Source organism: Candidatus Desulforudis audaxviator MP104C (assembly GCF_000018425.1).
GTDB classification, from domain to species: Bacteria; Bacillota; Desulfotomaculia; order Desulfotomaculales; family Desulforudaceae; genus Desulforudis; species Desulforudis audaxviator.
In genome coordinates, this window is sequence record NC_010424.1 from 2,134,689 (window position 1) to 2,154,905 (window position 20,217).

The following is a 20,217-nucleotide window of genomic DNA, read 5'->3' on the forward strand; positions in this document are numbered from 1 at the left end:
TGTACCCTTATGCGGTTTTCAAACCGGACGGCGATAAACCCCGATCCACTCTGCAAATCCCGGCCCCACAGCCGGGGCGGGCCTCTTCAAATCTTTGGCGCCGCCGAGCCCGAACCGGAATCAGACGTTGTGCGCCAGGATGATGGCTTCGGCCACCGCCCGCATGGAGAGCCGCCGGTTCATGCTCTGCTTTTGAATACGACGGAAGGCCTCGGCCTCCGTGAGCCCCAACTGGGACATCAGGATGCCTTTGGCCCGTTCCACCACCTTCCTGGTGTCCAGTTCCTCCTTAAGCTTCATCACTTTCCGCTCCAGGTCCATCACCTCCGCATAGTGGGCCAGAGCCACCTCCACCACGGTGAGCAGGCTGACTTCATCAACCGGTTTGGGCAGGAAACCGGCCGCCCGCACCTCCCGGACGCGGGCCATCATCTCCCGGCCAAAGACGCCGGACATCAGGATGACCGGGGCCAGGCGGTCGTCGTGTACGATCCGGGCCAAATCCAGGCCGTTGACCCCGGGCAGGGAAGCTTCCGCCAACACCAGGTCGGGCTGCCGGTCACGGATCATCTTCAGGGCCGTGATGCCGTCCTCGGCTTCACCGATCACCAGATACTCCGCCTGGCTGAGCATTCCCTTGATGTTGGTTCTGCCGCGCGCGTCCGGGTCCACCAGGATCACCCGCTCCTGCAGTGCCAAACCCTTTACCCCCTAAGAATTAGGAACGCGTTTCCCTTAACAAAGCTCAAATACAAATGCCCCGCCAGACCGGACCACGGTCTGGCAAGGGCATCATCGCCTTTACCGGATACTTCATCGTACCCGAACTGTTTGATTGTCTAGCGGTATTATAAACCCGTTTTCCGGTGTGATCAAGTCTTTCTAGCCCGTTCCCGGCAAGTATACATTATCCCAGTATCCGGTCGACTTCCGCGGCGTCAGCGTCCATCAGGTAGGAAATGCCGGTGATCTCGGCTGCCTCTGGGGTGAGCGCCACCAGGTCGTCGCGGGTGATGTACTCCAGCGCGAACTTGCGGGCGCCGCACATAAACTGGCGTAGACCCTGGGCCAGCCGGGCGAAATAGGTATAGACGCCGATCGCCCCTACGGGCAGCCGCTCGTAATCGGCCCCGAGCTGAGCCTTCAACGTGGTGGCCATGATGAACACCCGTTCGATCCGGTTCCCGTAGGCCTGGTACTCGGGCAGTACTCGTCCCTGCTTGATCGACTCACCCACCGTTTTCGCGACCATGGCCGCGGCAAGCGGGGAGCGGGCCATCCCGATAGCCTTGACGTAGGGCGCGCTCAGGGCGAAGCCCTTGAACATGTGGTCCTCCAACGTCAACCCGCCGGCGATGCAGATGGGTGGAATGTAGGCCCCCTTCGCCGCCAGCCGGTCGCAATACCGGGTCAGCAGCGCCTGGAGATACAGGGTGGGCATCCCCCACTCGTTCATCATCCGCCACGGGCTCATTCCGGTGCCGCCGCCGGCACCGTCCACTGTTAAAAGGTCCAGCCGGGCGTCGGACGCGAACTTCACGGCCCGGGCCAGGTCGGCCGGCCGATAGGCGCCCGTCTTCAGGAAGACGTACTTGGCTCCCGCCCGGCGGAGTGCCTCAACCCGCTCGGCGAAGGACTCCCAATCCACCATCCCGATCCGGGAGTGGCGCTCGAATTCCCGCAGGGCACCCTCCCGGTAGGCCTCCTTGACCACTTCGTCCTCCGGGTCGGGTAAGACGATGTAACCGCGCTTTTTCAGTTCCAGGGCCCGCTCGATGCTGTTGACCTTCACCTCGCCGCCGATGTCTTTGGCCCCCTGACCCCACTTGATTTCCACCACTTCAACGCCAAGCTTCTCGATACAGTATTCCTGCACGCCCAGCCGGGTGTCCTCGACGTTGGCCTGCACCCCGATGAAGCCGGCACCGTTGTACCAGTCCTGGAAGGCGCGCACCCGTCCTTCCATGTTCGGCGAGTATACCACGCGCCCGTTCCTGATCTCCGAATTCGGGTCCATGGCGCAAACGTTTTCCCCGATCAGGATCCCGGCCCCGGCCAGGGCCACGCCGGCGGCCAGGTGGTCCCAGTTGTTCGCGGCAACATCGGTGGAGCCCATGGCCGGAACGACAACCGGGAAATCCAAATGCAGGTCGCCGTTGGCACCCAGGCTGGTTTTAAGGTCCACGGCCGGAAAGATGGCTTTGTCCGGGTCCGGTTCAATACCAACCGCGCCTACGGCCGTACCCATGATATTCAAGTGTGAGTAGTCAACCGGGTACTTTTTCTGGCCGGCCGAGGTAGTCTTGCCGAACGGTTTGGGGTAAAGCAATTCCTTCCCCCGCACGGCCGAGCGCGCGATTTCACAGAATCCGGGGCAGCCGTCCAGGCAGGTCACGCACATCCCGCTCTGGGGGCACTTGCTATCCCCGGTGCGCAGCCTGGTGGTGGTGGCTGCGGTGGCGTTGGTGCCACTACTCAGATGCATCTTGGTGGACTCTCCTCTCCCTTTTTTTCTTTAGAACCAACGGTTCATCCCGAACCGAGTCCTACCGAAAGACTTAATACCGGGCCAGATAAGTGTCGATTTCCCAGGGGTGCACCGCAGTCAGGAAACCCAGCCACTCTTGTTCCTTGAACTCGGCATACCGGCGGCAAAACTCATCCCCAAGCGCCCCGCGGAGCACGGTGTTGGTGCCAAAGGCCGAAAGCGCCGCTTCCAGGTGCCGGGGCAGGCCGTTGGTGCGCACCGCGTCCCGAAGCGTGTCCAGGTCCCCGTCCACCGTGCCGGGTACGGGCTCCGGTAGTTCGAGCCCGCTGTCCACCCCGTCCAGGCCGGCGGCGAGGATCCCCGCCAGCGCCAGATAGGAGTTGGCCGTCGGGTCCGGGCTGCGCAACAACAGGTGCGGCTCGTCTCCCGCCGGTGCCGGCATCCGGAGCATGGTGGCGCGGCTGTCGGTTGACCAGGCAGCCAGCACCGGGTGGAAACCGTCCGGAACCAGGCGCTTATAGGAATTAACCAAGGGATTGGTCACGGCCGCCAGGGCGGGCGCGTGGGCGAGCAGCCCGGCGGCGAACCGGCGCGCGGTGGTGCTGAACCGGCCGGGATCCTCCCCGTCCGCGAACAGGTTTTCCTCTTCCCGCCAGAGGGTCAAGTGCAGTTTCACTCCCGAACCGCGGCGTCCGGCCAGCGGCCGCGGCATAAACGAAGCGTGCAGGCCGTGCCGCTGGGCCACGGTCCGGACCACAAACTTGAAGGTGGTGATCCGGTCTGCCATTTCCAGCGCCTCACCTTCACCGAGGCCGATCTCGTGCTGGCCCGGCGAAACCTCATGGTGCGACGACCGGACCTTGATCCCCATTTCCTGCAGGGTGAGGACCATGTCCCGCCGGGCGTTTTCTCCCAGGTCCACCGGAGTAAGATCGCAGTATCCGGCCTGGTCATGGGTCACCGTGGTGGGCAGGCCCTGTTCCCCGACGTGGAAGAGAAAAAACTCGATTTCGGCGCCGATCCGGAACCACCAGCCGCGCTCCCGCAAGGCATCCAAGTTCTTGCGAAGTATGGTCCGGGAACAAGTGGGATAAGGATTCCCGTCCAGATCGGCCGCCTGGCAGATCAGGCGAGCCACAGCCCCGTCCCGGGGCCGCCAGGGAAAGATCACAAAGGTTTCCGGGTCGGGGATAAGCAGAATCTCTCTTTCCCGACTGCCGCTAAAACCCTCGATGATGGCGCTGTCAAAAGTGAGCCGGCCTTCCAAGGCCCGGTTCAGTTCCTCTATGGTAATGGCCAGGTTCTTAAGGGAACCGGTGAAGTCGGTGACCTGCAGCCGGACGAATTTCACGCCGGTTTCCGCGGCCAAGGCCAGGACTTCACCGGCCGCCTGGCGGTTGATTTCCACGTAAGCTTCCTCCTTTTCAACTCAAAAAGAACGCCCCAAGCAGACTCCGCACGGGAATCTACCTGGGACGCCGTTGCCCCGAATTACGTTATGAGGCCTAACCGATTCTTATTATATTGCGAGAAGCCGACAAAAAGCAAGTCTTTATTTTGGGGCCTTCTTCTCCGGCTCAACGGAGAACTCTTCAATTACCGCCCGAGCCATTGCGGCCAGCGGCCGGCAGGTGTCCATGCTGAGTTTCTGCAGATACCGGTAAGCCTCCGGCTCGGTGAATCCTTTTTTTTCCATGAGCAGACCCTTGGCCCGCTCAACGAGTTTTCTGGACTCCAGGGTCTTTTTCAGCCGCAGGTTTTCCTGCTCCAGGGCCAGAAGACGCTTGAAATTGGACCAGGCCGCCTCCACCGCCAGGTACAGATCATCATCGCTGTATGGAACCAGCAGATAGCTGAAGAGCCACCCCGTACCCGCCAGTTGCGACAGCCTGGTGCAGTCCGCGGTAACGAATACAATCGGGGCCAACCGGTGATCGTCGATAACCTGGGCCACTCCCAGTCCTCCATAGTCGGGGATGGCTGGATCCAGCAAAACCAAGTCGGGCTGGGTCTCAAAGGCCAGGCGTAACACGTCCTTAGCCTCCCACACCCGGCCGATCACCAGGTGCCCGGCCTGCAGGAGTTTGGCCGAAAGCTTCTTGGCCTCGGCCTCGTCCTTGACCGCGATCAGGACGCGCAGTTGCGGCATTGACCCTCCCCTTCTCCGGCACTGCCAGTATTGTAACACGCTCCGGCCCGGGGTGACATAGTCAGCATTCCCGAATCAACAGCGCCCGGTAAGCCTGCTGGAGTAAAACGGTGCGGGGGCCGGGAACACTCCCACCGATCGGAACCCCGTCGAGGGCCGCCAAGGGTACCAGCCCCACCACAGTATTGGTCAGGAAGACCTCTTCGCCGGACAGCAATTCTTGCGCCCGCACCGACGCTTCACGGAACTCCAGACCCAATCCCCCGGCCAATTCCCCAATCACTTCCCGGGTCAGGCCCGGCAGCAGTCCGTCTGATACCGGAGGCGTCTGCAATACACGCCCCCGAACCACGAAAAGGTTGGTCACCGTACCCTCAGTGTAAACACCTCGTTCGTTGATCAGGAGTGCCTCGTCGTACCCCGCGGCCCTTGCCTCCCGCCGGGCCAGGGTGTGGCCGGCCCGAGAGATAGTCTTGACCGACAGGAGCCGGTCCCCCGAGAAAACAGGCCGGGGACAGGTACTGGCGGTCCAGGACACCGGGTGTTCCGTCTCCGGGGACAGAGGAAAGGCCGCTACCACCACGGTCGGTTCACCGGGGGCCGATCCGGTACCCGGGGCGGTTTCCTTCCCGGCGGTCACCGTCAGACGCACCCGCGCCGCGGTAAGGCCGTTCGCTTGCAGGGTGAGTGCAACCGCCCGGCTCAGTTCCGCGCGTTCCGGGACGCCGTTGATGCCCAGCCGCCGGCAGCCCTCGGACAGGCGGTCCAGGTGGGCCTCCAGCCGGAACACTCTCCCCCGGAAGGACCGCATGGTTTCAAACACCCCGTAACCCAGCAAGAAACCGGTATCAAACGCGGAAACCGTAGCTTCGCCCGCCGGGACCAAACGGCCGTTAACCCAAACCCGCACCGGCCTCATCCTCCTTCACGGCGCCCCGGGCTCCCCAGCGCCGCAAACAGCGCTCGCGCTTTATCTAGTGTCTCCCGGTATTCGGCCTCCGGCTCCGAATCGGCCACGATCCCGCCGCCGACGTGGAACCACGCCCGTCCGCCGCGGAGCACGATGGTCCGGATGGTGATGTTCAGGTCCAGATGGCCGTCGAAGCTGAAATAACCGGCGGCACCGGTATACACGCCCCGGGGTACCGGTTCCAGTTCCTCGATGATCTCCATGGCCCGGATCTTGGGCGCGCCCGTGATCGAACCGCCCGGAAAGGCGGCGCGTAAGAGGTCGGCGACGCCGGTCCCCGGCCGCAGTTCGGCCTCCACCGTCGACACCAGGTGCCAGACCGTCGGGAAAGGCTCCAGAACCAGCATTTCCGGAACCCGGACCGATGACGGCTGCGCGACGCGGCTCAGGTCGTTGCGCTCCAGGTCAACGATCATTATGTGCTCGGCCCGGTCCTTCTCGCTGGCCAGCAGTTCGCAGGCCAGGCGCGCGTCGGTCTCCGGTGAAGAGCCGCGCGGGCGGGTGCCCTTGATGGGTCGGGTGTGCACCACACCGGTCCGGGGGTTCAAGTGCAGAAAACGCTCCGGAGAGGCGCTGACCACAGCGAAGCCGGCTCCCTTAATCAGCGCCGAAAAAGGGGCCGGGTTGTCACGGCAGAGCCTGCCGAACAGGGCGTGGGCCGACCCCGTCCAGGGAACCGAAAACCGTTGGGCCAAGTTTACCTGGTAAACGTCCCCGGCCAGAATGTGGTTCTTTACACGGCGCACCGCCTCCAGGTAAGCAGCCCGGTCAAAGCTCGAACTCACCGCCGCGGGCGGCACCGGCTGACCCGCTGACCCGCTGACCCGCTGACCCGCTGACCCGCTAACGCGGGTGCCCCCGGGTACCCCCGGGTACCCGCGGGTACTCCCGGGTACCCCGGGCTCCGGCGGGGCGGAGGCCGGTTTTTCAACCGCCGAATCAACCACTTCCCGCAGCAAACGCATCCTGGACGCCGCCCGTTCGGCCCGGGCGCGCCCGCCGGCCGGCAGCCCGGTGGATGTGAGGTAGAGAGACCCATCCCGGCGGTCGAAAGCCAGTACGGCATCGTAGAACCCAAGGTGGAGCACGGGCAGATCCAGGTCGTCGGGCCGAGTTGGCCGCGGCTCCAGGAAAACCCGCAGCCCGTACGCCAAGAACCCGATGCCGCCCGCAGGCAGGGGCGTGGGTCCCGAACCGGGCGGCAGGGCGTATTCCTCCAGGATGCTCTGGAGGATGTCCAGGGGGTCCCCCTTGAACTCCCGGGCGCGGCCACCAACAGTGAGGCGGCAACCATCCAACCGGCACTCCAAAACGGCGAAAGGATCAAAAGCGGCGAAACACCACCGGCCCGAGGCGTGCAGGGCGTCCGCCCGCGGTTCCATCCCGCTGTCCAGGATAACCAGTCCCGGCCGGTTTTCCAGGCGGGTGTAAAGCGCCTCCGGGCCGCTCGGCCAGGGCCGCTTGTCGACAAGCATCTTAACAAAGGGCCCCCTTGAAAAAAACAGAAAGTTTACGGAAGACTCTCTATTGCTATCAAACAAGTCATCTTGACCACCGCATCAAAACCGTGGTGAGTAACGGGGGTCGAACTACTTTTTTAGAACTCAGAATTAAACAAGTATTTAGAGGGATTTAGTCAAAATCCTCTACGGTCGGCGCTTGTCCTAACGGATTTGGGAAACGGGGCCCCGGTCCAGGGTGGCGATCAGGACCGCGAATATCAGCAGCAGCGCGCCGGCGGTGGAAAAAGCGAACCCGAAACCCAGCAGGGCGACCACACTCCCAAACGCAAAAGAGCCCGCGGTAATCCCCACGTCGATCCCGTTTTCAAAAAGACCCAGGGAAGCCGCGCGCAGCTTACGGCCGGCCGCATCCACCACCCAGGCGACCAGCAGGGTGAGTGAGGCCGAGTAGCCGATACCGGCCACCACGGCGCTGACCATCATTACCGCTCCCGGCGCCGGGAGGCCGAGATACAGAATGCCCATGCCGAAAAGGGCCAGCGACGGCACCAGCACTTTGCGGCGGCCGAAGGCGTCGGACAGGCGCCCGGCAACCACCCCCGAAACAAGGCCGCTGAAAGCAAACACAGTGAAATAGAGGCCGAAATTGTCGATTCCCACGCGCACCGCGTACAAAGGGAGAAAGGTGAGCAGTACACCGTAGGCCAGGCCGCAGGCGGCCGTCGACGAGATCAACACGCGCAGCGGACGGGAGGCAAGAACGAACTGAAACCCGTTCAGAACCGGAGTCCCGGTTCCGGCGCGCACCGGTTCGCGAATGGCCAGGAGCGGCGCCATCCCGGCGAGCCCCAGAATGGTAAGCAACCAAAACAGGGTCTGGAATCCGTACTGCTCGACAATCAGGACCGCCACGGGCGGCCCAGTGATGAGGGCGGTGATAATGATCAACCGCTGCAGGCCCAGGACGGTCCCACGCCGCGCCACCGGACTTAGGTCGGCGATCAGGGTGTTCGCGGCCAGCGGGTAGAGCGCCAGGCCCAGGGCCTGGAACACACGAATGAACGACAAATAGGCCGGCGAACCGGCCAGCAGAATAAACAGCGGCGCGGTCACCAGGGCCGATCCGCTCACCAGCAGGGAAAACTTGCGCCCGAACCGGTCCACCCAGGAAGCGAAAAGAAACCGGAACAGCACCGCCGCTCCGGCCAGAAGGGTATTGTACCAGGCCGCCGTCCAGTCGCCGCCCCCCAGTTCGAGCACATACAGGGGCATTATGATGAACGCCAGGTGCAGGTTCACAAAAACCATGAAGGACCCGGTGAATAACAGAATCAGGCCCTGGTCCAGCCAAGTCGACCGCAAGATGGACGCGCCCCCGCTTTTCTTATCATTATGATCCTTCCGTGGATTTAAATTCGGACCCCGGCCTGAATCGGCGGGGACTGTCCCAAAAAGGCGTCAGACACCTTTTTCTTTTGCGTTGTATGACTACCAGAAGATCTTCTGGTCTGCTATTCTACAATTGCCGGCAAATTCCTGGAGCGGCCCGGTTCTCACCCGGCCTTGAACGTGGAATACTCTGAAATGAGGAGTGTGTGCACTTGGCCACCGTGGCGGTTGCGCTGAGCGGGGGCGTTGACAGTTCAACCACCGCCCTTTTGATGAAAGAGGCCGGCCACCGGGTCTTCACCCTGACCATGGCCACGAACGACCGGGTGGCGGCGGAGGCGGCGCGGGTATCCGCTTTCCTGGGCCTACCCCACCACGTGCTGGACATAAGCGGGCTTTTTGAACAACGGGTGATCGGACCGTTCTGCGCCGCCTACCTAGAGGGGCGCACCCCCAACCCGTGCATCGCCTGCAACCGGGACTTGAAATACGGGACGCTTTTCCGTCAAGCGGTCGAATGGGGCGCCGATTATTTTGCGACCGGCCACTACGCCCGGGTGCGTTTTGAACCCGAACCGGGCCGGTATGTCCTGCTGCGCGCGCGCGACCCCCGTAAGGACCAGAGCTACGTCCTGTTTTACCTGGACCAGGAACGGTTGGCCCGCCTGCTCCTGCCCCTGGGGGACTTGACGAAGGAAACGGTGCGCGAAAAGGCGCGGGCGGCCGGCATCCCCTTCACGGCGGCCGAAAGCCAGGAAATCTGTTTCGTAGCGGGGGACGACTACCGGACGTTCATCCGCCGGCGGTGCGGACAGGCGGTCGCGGAGGGGCCTTTCGTGGACCGGCAGGGAAACGTCCTCGGACGGCACCGGGGCATACCATTCTACACGATCGGCCAGCGCCGGGGGCTGGGGCTGGCTCTGGGCCGGCCGGTGTTCGTGCTCGGTTTCAACCGGGAGCGGAACGCGGTGATTGTCGGTCCGGAAGAAGAACTGTGGCATACCGCATTCCTGGCGGTAGATGTGCACTACATCCTGCCGCAGCCCGCCGGAGGCACCCTCATCGAAGCCCAGATCCGCTACCGGGCCAAGGCCGCCCCCGCCCGCCTGTATCCTCAGCCTCCCGACGCGGCCCGAGTCGTTTTCGAGAAGCCCCAGCGGGCAATCACCCCGGGACAAGCCGCCGTTTTCTACCAGGGAGAGCGGGTGGTCGGCGGAGGCATCATCAGTTGCGCCGTAAGGTGAACCGCATCCTATCCTTTTCGTACGTGATGTCCGTCAGAGTCATGAACCGGAACCGGTCACCCATCGTAAACGCCCCCTGATCTCCAGCCATGAAAGCCAGCGCTGAGGCGTCAATCTCCAGGTCGTCGATTCGCACGGTTTCCGCGCGGAACACCACCGCCTCCCCACCGGAAATGGGAACCAGGCGCCCGAAGACCCGGAAACCGGGCCGCCCCTGGGGATCCAGGCTAGTGGCCGTGATGCCGTCGCGGTCGATGTCGATCCGGAGGCCGGCCCCCGTACCCTCGGCCGCATTGGCCAGGGCCCGGTTGACGGTCCGGGAACTGACCTCGATCAACATGTTCCGCCCTTGAAAGTAGATCCGGTCCGGCTGCACGTCTCGGGCCAGGATGATGTTCAACTGTCCCAGCAGACTGCTCAACGGGGCGAGCGACTCCTGCCACTGCCGTTCCAGACCCGACAGCCGGTCCGCCAGTTCGTTTGAACGGCCGCGGATACCGGCCAGCAGCGTCGATCTGCGGTTCTGCACCCGCTGCAATTCGATCAGGCGGTCCGAGATTCTGCTCCGGGCGGTTTTTGTTTCGGTCTCCAGAAACGCCAGTTGGTGCAGACGTTCCTCGATGGCGGCGCTCTGGGTGCGTACTTCGTTCACCAGCACGCCCTCCCGTTCAATCAGCAGACTGATAAACTCCAGGCGCCACAGAAAATCCGCCGTGCTTTCGGCCTGCAGCAGCAAGGCGAACATCGGCAGGCGGCCTTCCTCGTACAGGTGACGCAACCACTGTCCCAGACGCCCCTGTGCCTCCGTCAGGCGGGCTCTGGCCGCGGCCAGGTTATGCTCTTCCACCGCCCGGGATTCGGCCAGCTCCGCCAGCCGGTCTTCGGCTCGGGCCCGATCCTCCTGCAGCCCCATCATCTGCAAATTGAGAGCGAGCAACTCGGCGGCGAGTTCACGTTCAAGTGCCTGGAGTTCGGTCGGGCTGAGCCGCTCCAGGCCCGGAACCGCGGCCGCTGGCAAGCCGCCGCGCAAAGCGCCGGACAGCAGAAAGGCCGTCAAGCTGAGGACGATGAGCAACACTTTAAAACAATAGTTCATAGGCAACCGCACTCCCGGTCAAGAAAAACCGGTCTCTTTAGAACCCGGTCTTATTAGTTTTATTATTATTGGCGATCTGTTAAAAAAACCCTTTGCACGCCCCTAAATGCCCCGGAACCAGTTAAAATGAAATGACAACAAAAAAGCCAGAGAGTCCTAACACGCCCCTGGCCGTTTGTTGCCAAACTAAGGTTCAGTCCCGTTTCGCCGGGCGAGTCTTTTCCCCAATCGCCAATTTGGGCAGGTGGCTAACGCCGACTCCGAGTCGTCACTGTAAAGCGAAGCTTGTGACAGTCAGCGTAGCCGCCGAAGTGATAAATCCCGTGGACTCACTTGGCCGCCGCCCAAGTTACTGCAGCTGTATGGGGGACATCGGCAGATCCTGGCTACCGTTGTCTCCGCGCTTGTCGTGTGCATCATCTCTGCCGGACGGCCGTTTCCCCTCCGGCCCGGTCGAAGGCTTTGTAGTGTCGGCCTTTTTTTCAACCGCCGCAGGCTCAGGCTCATCATCCTGAAATCCACCGGGACCCGCCGGTGCCACCGGTACACCATGTTTCCCGCCCGGTTCTACAGGCGGCTTGCCGGGAAACCCGTTCATATCCTCGACGCGGCGGACGTAACCCGGAGGAGGACTTTTCGGCTCCTGCAAACCGGAGTCAACTTGTGTCTCTTCCCCGCCCCGGCCTACCCGGGCCTGCATAGTGGCCACGGCGGCCACGGCCATCCCGTAGTCCCGGCCTTTCAGGGCCAGGGCCTCGCGCAGCCTGCCGTGCCGGACGGCCTCCGTGTCCAGCACAATCCCTTCTTCCAGGACTTTTTGCCAGACAACATAGTGCGCCGGAGAGAGGCCTGCTTGCCGGGCCCGTTCCCGGGACGCAAGGGAACAGTCGAGTATGTACACTCTGGTTGGACCGCCGGTTTCCTCCAATTCGTCCTGAATGACCGCCAGCAGTTCGGACTGTAAAGCCGCCCCGCCTTCCTCAGCAGTGAAGGTGGTAGTCACCATTAAATGCCTGACCTCCGCTCCCCGCCCCAGGTAACCCTGTTCCCGGCAGGCCCGGACTACGACCGCCACCGCCTCGACCGCTGGCAGCCCGACAAGGTCAAGCCCCTGCAACAGTCCGGCACCGTCAGCGTTCAATGCCTCTGTGCCGACCACCGTCAGGGAATGGTCGAGAGCCAGTTCGATTCCCGGATTGACCTCCATGCCGACGTACGCGTAAACCACCGGTCCGGAGGTGAAACGGGGCAGGGCCATAAACGCCGCCAGAAGCAAGGCCACCAAGGACGCGGCGAAGAGCAGCAGCCGGGTCGGCCGGCGGTATTCCACCAGGTCTTCCACGGTGAACCGGACCTCCTGCCCGGTTTGAATCCCGGGCCGTTTCCTGATTTCCACAAACTCAAAGTCTGCGGTCAAAATTACTGCCGAGCGGGATTTCACCCGGCAGACCACTCCCCTACCGGCCACTTTCAGCACCACCTTCCGCGCCTCGGACATACTCCCGCAGGAGGGGAAAGTCCCCACCCAAGACCACGTACACTCCTATAATGTATCTTCGGTGCCGCTGGATCGTTTTGGGGTTAAGGACCAGCTGCCGGAGCAGAAGAGTGAAGGGCAGTTTTTTCTTCCGCTCGAGGCCGGCCCGCAGCTCTGGATCTTCCAGGACGCGGCGGGCGATGCCGATCGCCATCCGCCGTGAATCCCGGTGCCTGGGCGTCTCCCGGACCAGGTCCTCCAGCGTGATCCCGAACTCACCCAGTCGCGTGGCGAATCGCTCAATCTCCTCGCGGACGTCGTCCTCCGGAAGGGTGAAATCAGATTCCACCGTCTCTTCGGGTGGCTCCGCCTGGGGTAACTCGGGGGAGAAACGGCGGGAAGCCCGGTAGTGATCGACCAGGCGCCGGTTGATCACCTGCCGGGCAAAACCGTGAAAAGAGGCGCCCCTGCCGGCGTCATACCCGTCAACCGCTTCGTTGAACGCCAGGAGCGCTATGCTGTACTCGTCCATATCCCTGATCCCGCCCCGGCGCGGGACGACTTTGGCCACACAACCGGCAATGAAGGACTGGTGGGCGGCAATCAAGTCCTCACGTGCAATCCGGTCACCTTTCTGCGCTTTTTCCAGCAGGACCAGGATATCCTTTTCAGCTTCCACCCCGCCAGGCATCCACCAGCCCCCCTCCCCGAAAGAAAACCGCAATGCAAAACAATAATGTTCTCTGAAGATATTATCGGTGCATTTTCCACGACTATCAAGTTTTTGGATGACTGGGAGGTTAGAATAGAAACGGAGAGTGATTGACGTGAACCAGACAGTGGAGCAACTGCGCCTGGTGCCCCTGTTTGCCCGGCTGGAGCCCGGGGACCTGGAGAAGATCGGGACCCTGATGTACGAACGGCGTTACGGCAAGGGGCAGATCATCTTCATGGAAGGGGAACCGGGTGAAGCTCTTTTCCTGCTCAAAGAAGGTAGAATCAAGCTCACCCGGCAGACTGAGGACGGCCGGGAACACATCCTGCACCTGGTGAACGCGGGCGAGGTGTTCGCCGAAGTAGTGCTTTTCGACGGGGGCGGCTACCCGGCCACGGCCGAAACGATGGAGGACTGTCGGGTCGGGATCATCAGGAATCAGGACCTGGAACAGGTCATCGCCGGCAGCCCGGGACTGGCCCTGGCGATGTTGAAGATTATGGCCGGACGGCTGCGGGCCGCCCAGGAAAAGGTGATGAGCCTGGCCCTGCACGACGCCGCCCGCCGGGTGGTAAGCACCCTGCTCCGTCTGGCCGAGGAACACGGAACGGCCGGACCGGAGGGTCAACGGATCAACCTGGCCCTGACCAACCAGGAGTTGGCCGAACTGGCCGCCACCTCCCGGGAGACGGTTAATCGTACTCTCAATGACCTGCGCCGCCGGAAGATCATTGACGTCTCGGGCCCGCAAATCATCATCCGCGATCGCCGCCGCCTGCTGGACACCCTTTAAACGGGATGTGACGAACGCCACACCGGGTCTGTGATCGGCGTCACAGCGGGCCATTCCTTTCCGGGGTATTATTCTCATAAAGAAAGCACCCTGGAAAGGAGGGCCACCCGTGGAGCAGAGAATCAGACGCAAGCTCATCACCATCGACGAAGAAAAGTGCACCGGTTGCGGCCTGTGTGTCCCCGACTGTCCCGAAGGGGCCCTGCAGATTATCGACGGAAAGGCTCGCCTAGTGAGCGAACCCCTTTGTGACGGCCTGGGTGCCTGTCTGGGCGCCTGCCCCGAGGGCGCCATCACCGTCGAGGAAAAAGATGCAGTGCCATATGATGAAAAGAAGGTAATGGAAAATATCGTCCGCCACGGCGAAAACGTACTGCGGGCCCACCTCGAACACCTTCGGGACCACGGTCAAACGCACTACCTGGAAGAAGCGCTGGAATTTCTACGGCACAAGAATATCCCCGTTCCCCCGGGGTTTTTGGGACACCTGGCAGACCTCCGGGTGAATCACCCGCGACACGTTTGTTACCTCGAAGACATTAGGCTCCGCCGGGCAAACCTCGGCACAGGTCCCACACGCTGTACAGGTCCCCTCGTCGACCACCGGATACAACCGCACACTGATTCCTCCCCGCTTTTTCTCCGGGTAGGCGAGAACTCCTTATTGGCCGATTCTATGTTGATGGCGGGTTGATTGTCAAACGTGCCTCGAACGAGCCCAGCGTCCACGGATGTTTTCCAGAAATACGCCCCGGAAAGTTAACCGAACATATCTGAGTTTCAAACCTAATAAGCTATATAAAAAGCCTGATGGGGGTCGATGGAGTGCTGCGCAAACGTTGGCTCCTACGCCGTTGCGCCCACTGCGGCGGCGGTTGCCTACGTACGTCCTGGGCAAGACGTTAAACTGCCCGCCATTTTTGCCCTTTTTGACCGGTCCGTTCACGGGTGGTACACTTAAGCTGACGGACTTGACGATGCAGTCACCGCGTTGTGCTATTGACGCCGGTGGCAAAATTCGGCCGGCGGATACCGGGTGTGCGAAGGCGACGTGCGAAGTGCGGCCTACGGCCTTCGGCTCCACCGGCACGGACACAGTGGCGGGAGACAGCGCCCCGGTCAAGTACACATCATTCTGATGAGAGAGTGGGCAACCCCCTTGGACGACCTCTTCTCCCCAGTGCTGGAAAACGGCCCGCACCGGCCACTGGCCGACCGGATGCGTCCCCGGGAACTGGACGAGTTTACCGGCCAGGAACATATCGTCGGTCCCGGCAAGCTCCTGCGACGAGCGATCGAGTCCGACCTGCTCGGGTCGATCATCCTGTACGGTCCCCCGGGCAGCGGCAAGACCACCCTGGCCCACATCATTTCCCGGACCACCAAGTCCAATTTCCGCACGGTCAGCGCCGTGTCGTCCGGCGTCAAGGAACTGCGCCAGGTCATCGAAGCCGCGGCGGACAGCCTGAAGTTCCACGGCCGGAAAACGATCCTGTTTGTGGACGAGTGCCACGCCTTCAACAAATCGCAGCAGGACGTACTGCTGCCCGGGATCGAGAAGGGCATCGTCACCTTTATCGGAGGAACCACGGAAAACCCCTATTTTGAGATGCGGGGCGCCCTGTTAAGCCGCTCCCGGATCTTCCGGCTGGAGGAATTATCGACGGAAGACCTGGAGTCAATTCTGCGGCGGGCCCTTGCGGACCGGGAACGGGGACTCGGTGAATACCCGGCGGAGGTGGAGCCGGAGGCGCTGGCCCACTTGGTGGGCGTAGCCGGCGGGGACGCCCGCAGCGCCCTGAACGCGCTGGAGCTGGCGGTGATGTCAACACCGCCCGGCCCGGACGGGATCCGGCGGATCAATCTGGCGACGGCCCAGGACTCGATTCAGAAACGGGCGGTGCGTTACGACCAGGCGGGCGATCAGCACTACGACGTGATCTCGGCCTTCATCAAGAGCATCCGCGGCTCCGACCCGGACGCCGCCCTGCACTGGTACGCCCGGATGACCTACGCGGGGGAGGACCAGCGGTTTATCATGCGCCGCCTGATTATCCTCGCTTCCGAGGATATCGGACTGGCCGACCCCCGGGCCATGCTCATCGCCCATGCGGCCTGGAACGCGCTGGAAACGGTCGGAATGCCCGAGGCACGGATTCCCGTCGCACAGTGCATCATCTACCTGGCCTTGGCCCCCAAGTCAAACAGTGCCTACCGGGCGATCGAGGCCGCTCTGGACGACGTGCGGGAAAAATCCCCGGGGCCGGTCCCTCCCCATCTCCGGGACACCCACTACCCCGGAGCCGCCAAGCTCGGCCACACCGGTTACCTTTACCCGCATGACCACCCGGGCCACTACGTCGACCAACAGTACCTGCCCGATAAATTGAAAGGCCGAAAGTACTATCGCCCTTCCGGCCAGGGAATGGAAAGAAAGAAGACCTGATCAGGCGCCGGCATGACTCCTACCCCCAAAGTTCCCAGAGAGTCACCTGCAGTTGCCGCACGGTGCCGCCGGCCTTGATCCGGACCGGGCGGGGAAGATCATTGCGGAATTTGAGGTCGGCGGTGCCGTAGGAAACGGTGGCGTCCCGGCCCATGGGCACGTACCCCACCGGCCTCGTGTGCGCGTGGCGTTCGATGACAGGCAGGCCGGCATTGAGCACGGCGCCGTACAGCACCGTGGAGGTGCGGCATACTCCCCCGCCCCGCGCCGGCACGTGCCGATCCCCGCTGATGGCGTAACCGATCACGAAACCGCGCTCCGCCGTCCGCGGCCCGACCGTTTGGTTGTAAGAAAACACCTGCCCGGGCTGTACGGTGATTCCGTTCAGGTAGGCGGCGGCCTGCACCGCGTTCAACATGTTGTTGTAGTCGCCACCGCCCGGATTGAAATTCACCAGGCAAGATCCGATCCGGCGTTCGAGTGGCAGGGTGACCGAATCCAACTTCTGCGTTAGGGCGTCGCGCAGTATGCCGCTTGCGCCGGGCGCCAGAGTGAACCCGAGTGCACCTGAACTGAGTTCAGCCCCCATCAGCGAAACCAATCCTTCCAGGACCATATCTTCCCCCGTGCCGGGCAACACCCAGATCCGGGCGGGACCCGGCGCTTCGGGAATGATCGTGTCGGGTTCCTCTGGAACGAGGTCCGACGGTATTCGGAAGTCCTCCGGTTCGGCTTCCAGCGATTCACCCAACATCCCGACAAGCCAGAGCTGTTCCCCGATCCGCACCCTGGTAAACGCGTGAAAGCCAACAACCGGAGGCGGGGAGTCCAAGAAACCGGCAAGCAGGGTATCGGGCACGAAGGTCATCCCACCGAGCATCACCGCCGGCACATCCAGCAATACCTCGTTACCGCCCATCTCAGCCGTGTCACGCCCGGGGACCACCCGCAGCAGCCGGCCGCAGCAGTAGCCGGTCGCCGCCTCACCGTCCCAGCTTATCGTGATCCCCCGGTTTTCGAGGACGGGACGGAGCGGCACCATGACCGCCGCCCCGGCCGGGCCGACTCCCGCCAGGAACAGGGTAATGAGCAACAGAAACATTAATGGAAACCACCTCATTTTTCTTAGACCACCCCCGCTTTGCTGATGTCCGGATGGATACGGTATCTTTTAAACCGCCTAAAATATATGAATATGCGGGCAGACTGTGGTTAGAACCAGTTTTACCATAAATTACCGTAGGGACTGGGGGAAGCCGGATGGCCAAGTCGGTCCGAAAAAACAACCGCAGGCGGATTCAAAAGTGGTAGGTTTTTTGTCGGGGAGGGAAGACTATTCAAAGATTGGAGACCGACTGCGTTCCCTTAAAACTTGACTCCTGGAGGCCGAAAAATGACCGAAGATCAGGCGGCAGTGAAGAAAGACATCGACGATCTGGTGTCTCGGGCTCGGAACGCGCTGGAGCAGTTCCGCGGGCTGGGCCAGGAGCGGGTGGACGAGATCGTCCGGTCCGCCGCCCTGGCCGGGCTGGAGCGGCACATGGAACTCGCCCGGATGGCCGTTGAGGAAACCGGCCGTGGGGTGTACGAGGATAAGATTCTCAAGAATCTCTACGCCGTGGAGTACGTCTACAACAGTATCCGGGACCGGAAAACGGCCGGGGTGGTCTACGAGGACCCGGAAACCGGTTACCGGGAAATCGCCGAGCCGGCCGGGGTGATCGCGGCCCTGATTCCGCTGACCAACCCTACCTCGACCACCCTGTTCAAGGGCCTGATCGCCCTGAAAACCAGAAACCCGGTGGTGTTCAGTTTCCACCCCGGAGCCAGGCGCTCCAGTACCGCCGCCGCCGAGGCCCTGCTGGAAGGTGCCGTGGCCGCCGGCGCCCCGCCGGAATGCCTGCTCTGGATCGAGGACCCGACGGTAGAGGCGGCCCGGACGCTGATGCGCCACCCCGGGGTGAACCTGATTCTGGCCACCGGGGGGACCGCCATGGTGCGCGCCGCGTACAGCGCCGGCATCCCGGCACTGGGCGTCGGCCCCGGAAACGTGCCCTGCTACATTCACCGGACCGCCCACCTGGAGCGGGCGGTGACCGACCTGATCCTGAGCAAGACCTTCGATCACGGGATGATCTGTGCCTCGGAACAGGCGCTGATTGTGGACCGGGCTGTTTCCAACCGGGTAAGGGAGTTGATGGAGGCCGCGGGCTGCCGGTTCCTGAACGCCGGGGAAACCCGGCTCCTGGAGCAGCTGGCCACCGCCGGCCGGACATGCTCCCTGAACCCGCAAATCGTGGGCAAAAGCCCGGTGGACATTGCCCGCATGGCCGGTTTCGAGGTACCCGAGGACACGAAAATCCTGGTGGCCGTGCAGGAAGGCGTCGGCCCCGACCACCCGCTCTCCCGGGAAAAACTCAGCCCGGTGCTGGCCTTCTACGTGGTTGGCGATACCGGCGCCGCCATCGAGCGGGCCGCGGAAGTGGTGAGGTACGAAGGTCTGGGCCATACAGCGGTGATCCACGCCGCCGACCGGGAGGTGATTGAAAGTTTTTCGCAGCGGGTGCCGGCCGGGCGGATCATTTTGAACTCCCCGGCCAGCCAGGGTGCCCTGGGCGACCTGTACAACGTGCTCACCCCGTCGCTTACCCTGGGCTGCGGCTACATCGGTCACAACTCCACCACCGACAACGTCAGCGCCGTCCACCTGGTGGACATCAAGCGGGTCGCGCCGCGCCGCGCCGAAACCCAGTGGTTCCGGGTGCCGCCGGAAATCTACTTTGAGCCCGGCTCCTTGAGCCTCTTAAGCCAGATGCCAGGCTTAGGGCGGGTGTTCCTGGTCACGGACGAAGTGCTCGCCGAACTGGGTTACGTGGACCGCGTGCGCCGGCACCTGGAGAGCCGGACCGAACCGGTCCGGCTCAAGGTGTTCTCCGGCGTGGAACCGAACCCCTCCTTAGAAACGGTGAGGCGGGGCACCAGGCGTCTGGGGGAATTCAACCCCGACACCATCATCGCCCTGGGCGGCGGTTCGGTCATCGACGCCGCCAAGGCAATGTGGCTTTTCCACGAGTATCCCGAGGTCCGCTTTGAGCACCTGAAGTTAAAATTCACGGATATCCGGAAGCGCACTTACCGCCTGCCCGCGCGGCCGCGGAAAACCCGGCTGGTGGCCGTGCCGACCACCTCCGGGAGCGGCTCCGAGGTCACCGCCTTTGCGGTGATCACCGACCGGGACCGGGACATCAAGTACCCGTTGGCCGACTACGCCCTGACCCCCGACGTGGCCATCGTCGATGTCGATTTGGCGATGGGTCAGCCCCCGGCGCTTACCGCCGACGCCGGCATGGACGTTCTGGGCCACGCCCTAGAAGCCTACGTTTCGGTGCGGGCGTCCGATTTCACCGACCCCCCGGCCATAAAGGCCATTGAAGCGGTCTTCCGGTACCTGCCCCGGGCCTATCGCAACCCCGGCGACCGCGAGGCCCGGGAGAAAATGCACACCGCCGCCACCCTGGCCGGAATGGCTTTCACCAACGCCTTTCTGGGCGTCAATCACAGCCTGGCGCACAAGCTCGGAAACGAATTCAACCTTCCGCACGGGCGCGCCGTCGCCGTGCTCATGCCCCACGTGATTGAGTATAACGCGGAGGTACCGGCCAAGTACGCCTCCTATCCGAACTACGGGTACTACCGGGCCGCGGAGCGTTACCAGGAAATCGCCCGGCACCTGGGGCTCCCAGCGTCAACCGCCGCAGAGGGGTCGGCCGGCCTGGCGGAAACCGTGCGGCGCCTGATCGCGGAACTTGACCTGCCCCCGACCATCGCCGCCTGCGGCGTGCCGCGGGACCGGTTCGAGGCCCGGCTGGCCCTGCTGGCCGAAAAGGCTTATGAAGATCAGACGACGGTGACCAACCCCCGCCAGCCCCTGATCTCCGAACTGATTGCACTTTACCGCCGGGCCTATTGAAAAACCCCACCCGCCGC

General features: G+C 62.9%; 16 protein-coding genes. 5 read left to right on the plus strand and 11 right to left on the minus strand.

From position 1 onward, the window contains the following. Window positions 1–120: 120 nt before the first annotated feature. The 7 genes from DAUD_RS10290 to DAUD_RS10320 form a co-directional block, all read right to left on the minus strand. Complete coding sequence (locus DAUD_RS10290; protein WP_012303093.1) at window positions 121–699, minus strand: ANTAR domain-containing response regulator; 579 nt, start codon at window positions 697–699, stop codon at window positions 121–123. A gap of 208 nt (window positions 700–907) precedes the next feature. Next, on the minus strand, window positions 908–2,485 hold the full coding sequence (locus DAUD_RS10295; protein ID WP_012303094.1) for a glutamate synthase-related protein: 1,578 nt from the start codon (window positions 2,483–2,485) through the stop codon (window positions 908–910). Window positions 2,486–2,558: 73 nt separating this feature from the next. After that, the gene (locus DAUD_RS10300) at window positions 2,559–3,896 is read right to left on the minus strand and encodes a glutamine synthetase family protein (protein WP_012303095.1); all 1,338 of its coding nucleotides are present in this window, start codon (window positions 3,894–3,896) and stop codon (window positions 2,559–2,561) included. 144 nt (window positions 3,897–4,040) lie between these two features. Continuing rightward, window positions 4,041–4,637 (minus strand): ANTAR domain-containing response regulator, encoded by a 597-nt coding sequence (locus DAUD_RS10305; RefSeq protein ID WP_012303096.1) that lies wholly within the window; start codon window positions 4,635–4,637, stop codon window positions 4,041–4,043. 61 nt (window positions 4,638–4,698) lie between these two features. Next, the gene (locus tag DAUD_RS10310; RefSeq protein WP_049752620.1) at window positions 4,699–5,547 is read right to left on the minus strand and encodes an aminotransferase class IV; all 849 of its coding nucleotides are present in this window, start codon (window positions 5,545–5,547) and stop codon (window positions 4,699–4,701) included. Window positions 5,548–5,552: 5 nt separating this feature from the next. After that, window positions 5,553–7,082, minus strand: a complete 1,530-nt coding sequence (gene pabB / locus DAUD_RS10315) for an aminodeoxychorismate synthase component I (protein WP_012303098.1) — start codon at window positions 7,080–7,082, stop codon at window positions 5,553–5,555. A gap of 189 nt (window positions 7,083–7,271) precedes the next feature. Beyond that, entirely contained in the window at window positions 7,272–8,432 is a 1,161-nt protein-coding gene (locus DAUD_RS10320; RefSeq protein ID WP_012303099.1) for an MFS transporter, read from the minus strand. 248 nt (window positions 8,433–8,680) lie between these two features. Between DAUD_RS10320 and mnmA the strand changes: the two genes are divergently transcribed. Further along, window positions 8,681–9,703, plus strand: coding sequence for a tRNA 2-thiouridine(34) synthase MnmA (gene mnmA, locus DAUD_RS10325; protein WP_242647929.1), 1,023 nt, complete (start codon window positions 8,681–8,683; stop codon window positions 9,701–9,703). On the opposite strand, the gene DAUD_RS10330 is transcribed toward mnmA, so the two are convergent. The 3 genes from DAUD_RS10330 to sigI all read right to left on the minus strand — a co-directional run bounded on the left by DAUD_RS10330 (window position 9,684) and on the right by sigI (window position 12,967). After that, window positions 9,684–10,799, minus strand: coding sequence for a coiled-coil domain-containing protein (locus DAUD_RS10330; protein WP_012303101.1), 1,116 nt, complete (start codon window positions 10,797–10,799; stop codon window positions 9,684–9,686). The two genes, mnmA and DAUD_RS10330, sit on opposite strands and share 20 nt — an antisense overlap. Before the next feature lie 349 nt (window positions 10,800–11,148). Next, window positions 11,149–12,297, minus strand: a complete 1,149-nt coding sequence (locus DAUD_RS10335; protein WP_041570953.1) for an anti-sigma factor domain-containing protein — start codon at window positions 12,295–12,297, stop codon at window positions 11,149–11,151. Continuing rightward, the gene (gene sigI / locus DAUD_RS10340) at window positions 12,257–12,967 is read right to left on the minus strand and encodes an RNA polymerase sigma factor SigI (RefSeq protein ID WP_012303103.1); all 711 of its coding nucleotides are present in this window, start codon (window positions 12,965–12,967) and stop codon (window positions 12,257–12,259) included. Before sigI ends, DAUD_RS10335 begins: the two co-directional genes overlap by 41 nt. A 136-nt stretch (window positions 12,968–13,103) precedes the next feature. Between sigI and DAUD_RS10345 the strand changes: the two genes are divergently transcribed. From DAUD_RS10345 to DAUD_RS10355, 3 genes are all read left to right on the plus strand, one after another. Then, on the plus strand, window positions 13,104–13,784 hold the full coding sequence (locus DAUD_RS10345) for a Crp/Fnr family transcriptional regulator (RefSeq protein ID WP_012303104.1): 681 nt from the start codon (window positions 13,104–13,106) through the stop codon (window positions 13,782–13,784). Between the two features lie 109 nt (window positions 13,785–13,893). Continuing rightward, on the plus strand, window positions 13,894–14,478 hold the full coding sequence (locus tag DAUD_RS13270; RefSeq protein ID WP_012303105.1) for an ATP-binding protein: 585 nt from the start codon (window positions 13,894–13,896) through the stop codon (window positions 14,476–14,478). A 444-nt stretch (window positions 14,479–14,922) separates the two neighbouring features. Beyond that, complete coding sequence (locus DAUD_RS10355; protein ID WP_012303106.1) at window positions 14,923–16,230, plus strand: replication-associated recombination protein A; 1,308 nt, start codon at window positions 14,923–14,925, stop codon at window positions 16,228–16,230. Between the two features lie 19 nt (window positions 16,231–16,249). On the opposite strand, the gene DAUD_RS11730 is transcribed toward DAUD_RS10355, so the two are convergent. Continuing rightward, entirely contained in the window at window positions 16,250–17,332 is a 1,083-nt protein-coding gene (locus DAUD_RS11730) for a VanW family protein (RefSeq protein ID WP_049752621.1), read from the minus strand. A gap of 291 nt (window positions 17,333–17,623) precedes the next feature. Between DAUD_RS11730 and adhE the strand changes: the two genes are divergently transcribed. Further along, the gene (gene adhE, locus DAUD_RS10365) at window positions 17,624–20,200 is read left to right on the plus strand and encodes a bifunctional acetaldehyde-CoA/alcohol dehydrogenase (protein ID WP_012303108.1); all 2,577 of its coding nucleotides are present in this window, start codon (window positions 17,624–17,626) and stop codon (window positions 20,198–20,200) included. The last annotated feature ends 17 nt before the right edge of the window (window positions 20,201–20,217 follow it).

What these genes read in the sequence shown, in the direction of transcription:
- DAUD_RS10295 (WP_012303094.1), bottom strand. Translation starts at nt 2,485, where the DNA reads ATGCATCTGAGTAGTGGCACCAACGCCACCGCAGCCACCACCACCAGG.
- DAUD_RS10305 (WP_012303096.1), bottom strand. Translation starts at nt 4,637, where the DNA reads ATGCCGCAACTGCGCGTCCTGATCGCGGTCAAGGACGAGGCCGAGGCC.
- pabB (WP_012303098.1), bottom strand. Translation starts at nt 7,082, where the DNA reads ATGCTTGTCGACAAGCGGCCCTGGCCGAGCGGCCCGGAGGCGCTTTAC.
- DAUD_RS10330 (WP_012303101.1), bottom strand. Translation starts at nt 10,799, where the DNA reads ATGAACTATTGTTTTAAAGTGTTGCTCATCGTCCTCAGCTTGACGGCC.
- DAUD_RS10335 (WP_041570953.1), bottom strand. Translation starts at nt 12,297, where the DNA reads ATGTCCGAGGCGCGGAAGGTGGTGCTGAAAGTGGCCGGTAGGGGAGTG.
- sigI (WP_012303103.1), bottom strand. Translation starts at nt 12,967, where the DNA reads ATGCCTGGCGGGGTGGAAGCTGAAAAGGATATCCTGGTCCTGCTGGAA.
- DAUD_RS10355 (WP_012303106.1), top strand. Translation starts at nt 14,923, where the DNA reads ATGAGAGAGTGGGCAACCCCCTTGGACGACCTCTTCTCCCCAGTGCTG.
- DAUD_RS11730 (WP_049752621.1), bottom strand. Translation starts at nt 17,332, where the DNA reads ATGTTTCTGTTGCTCATTACCCTGTTCCTGGCGGGAGTCGGCCCGGCC.
- adhE (WP_012303108.1), top strand. Translation starts at nt 17,624, where the DNA reads ATGACCGAAGATCAGGCGGCAGTGAAGAAAGACATCGACGATCTGGTG.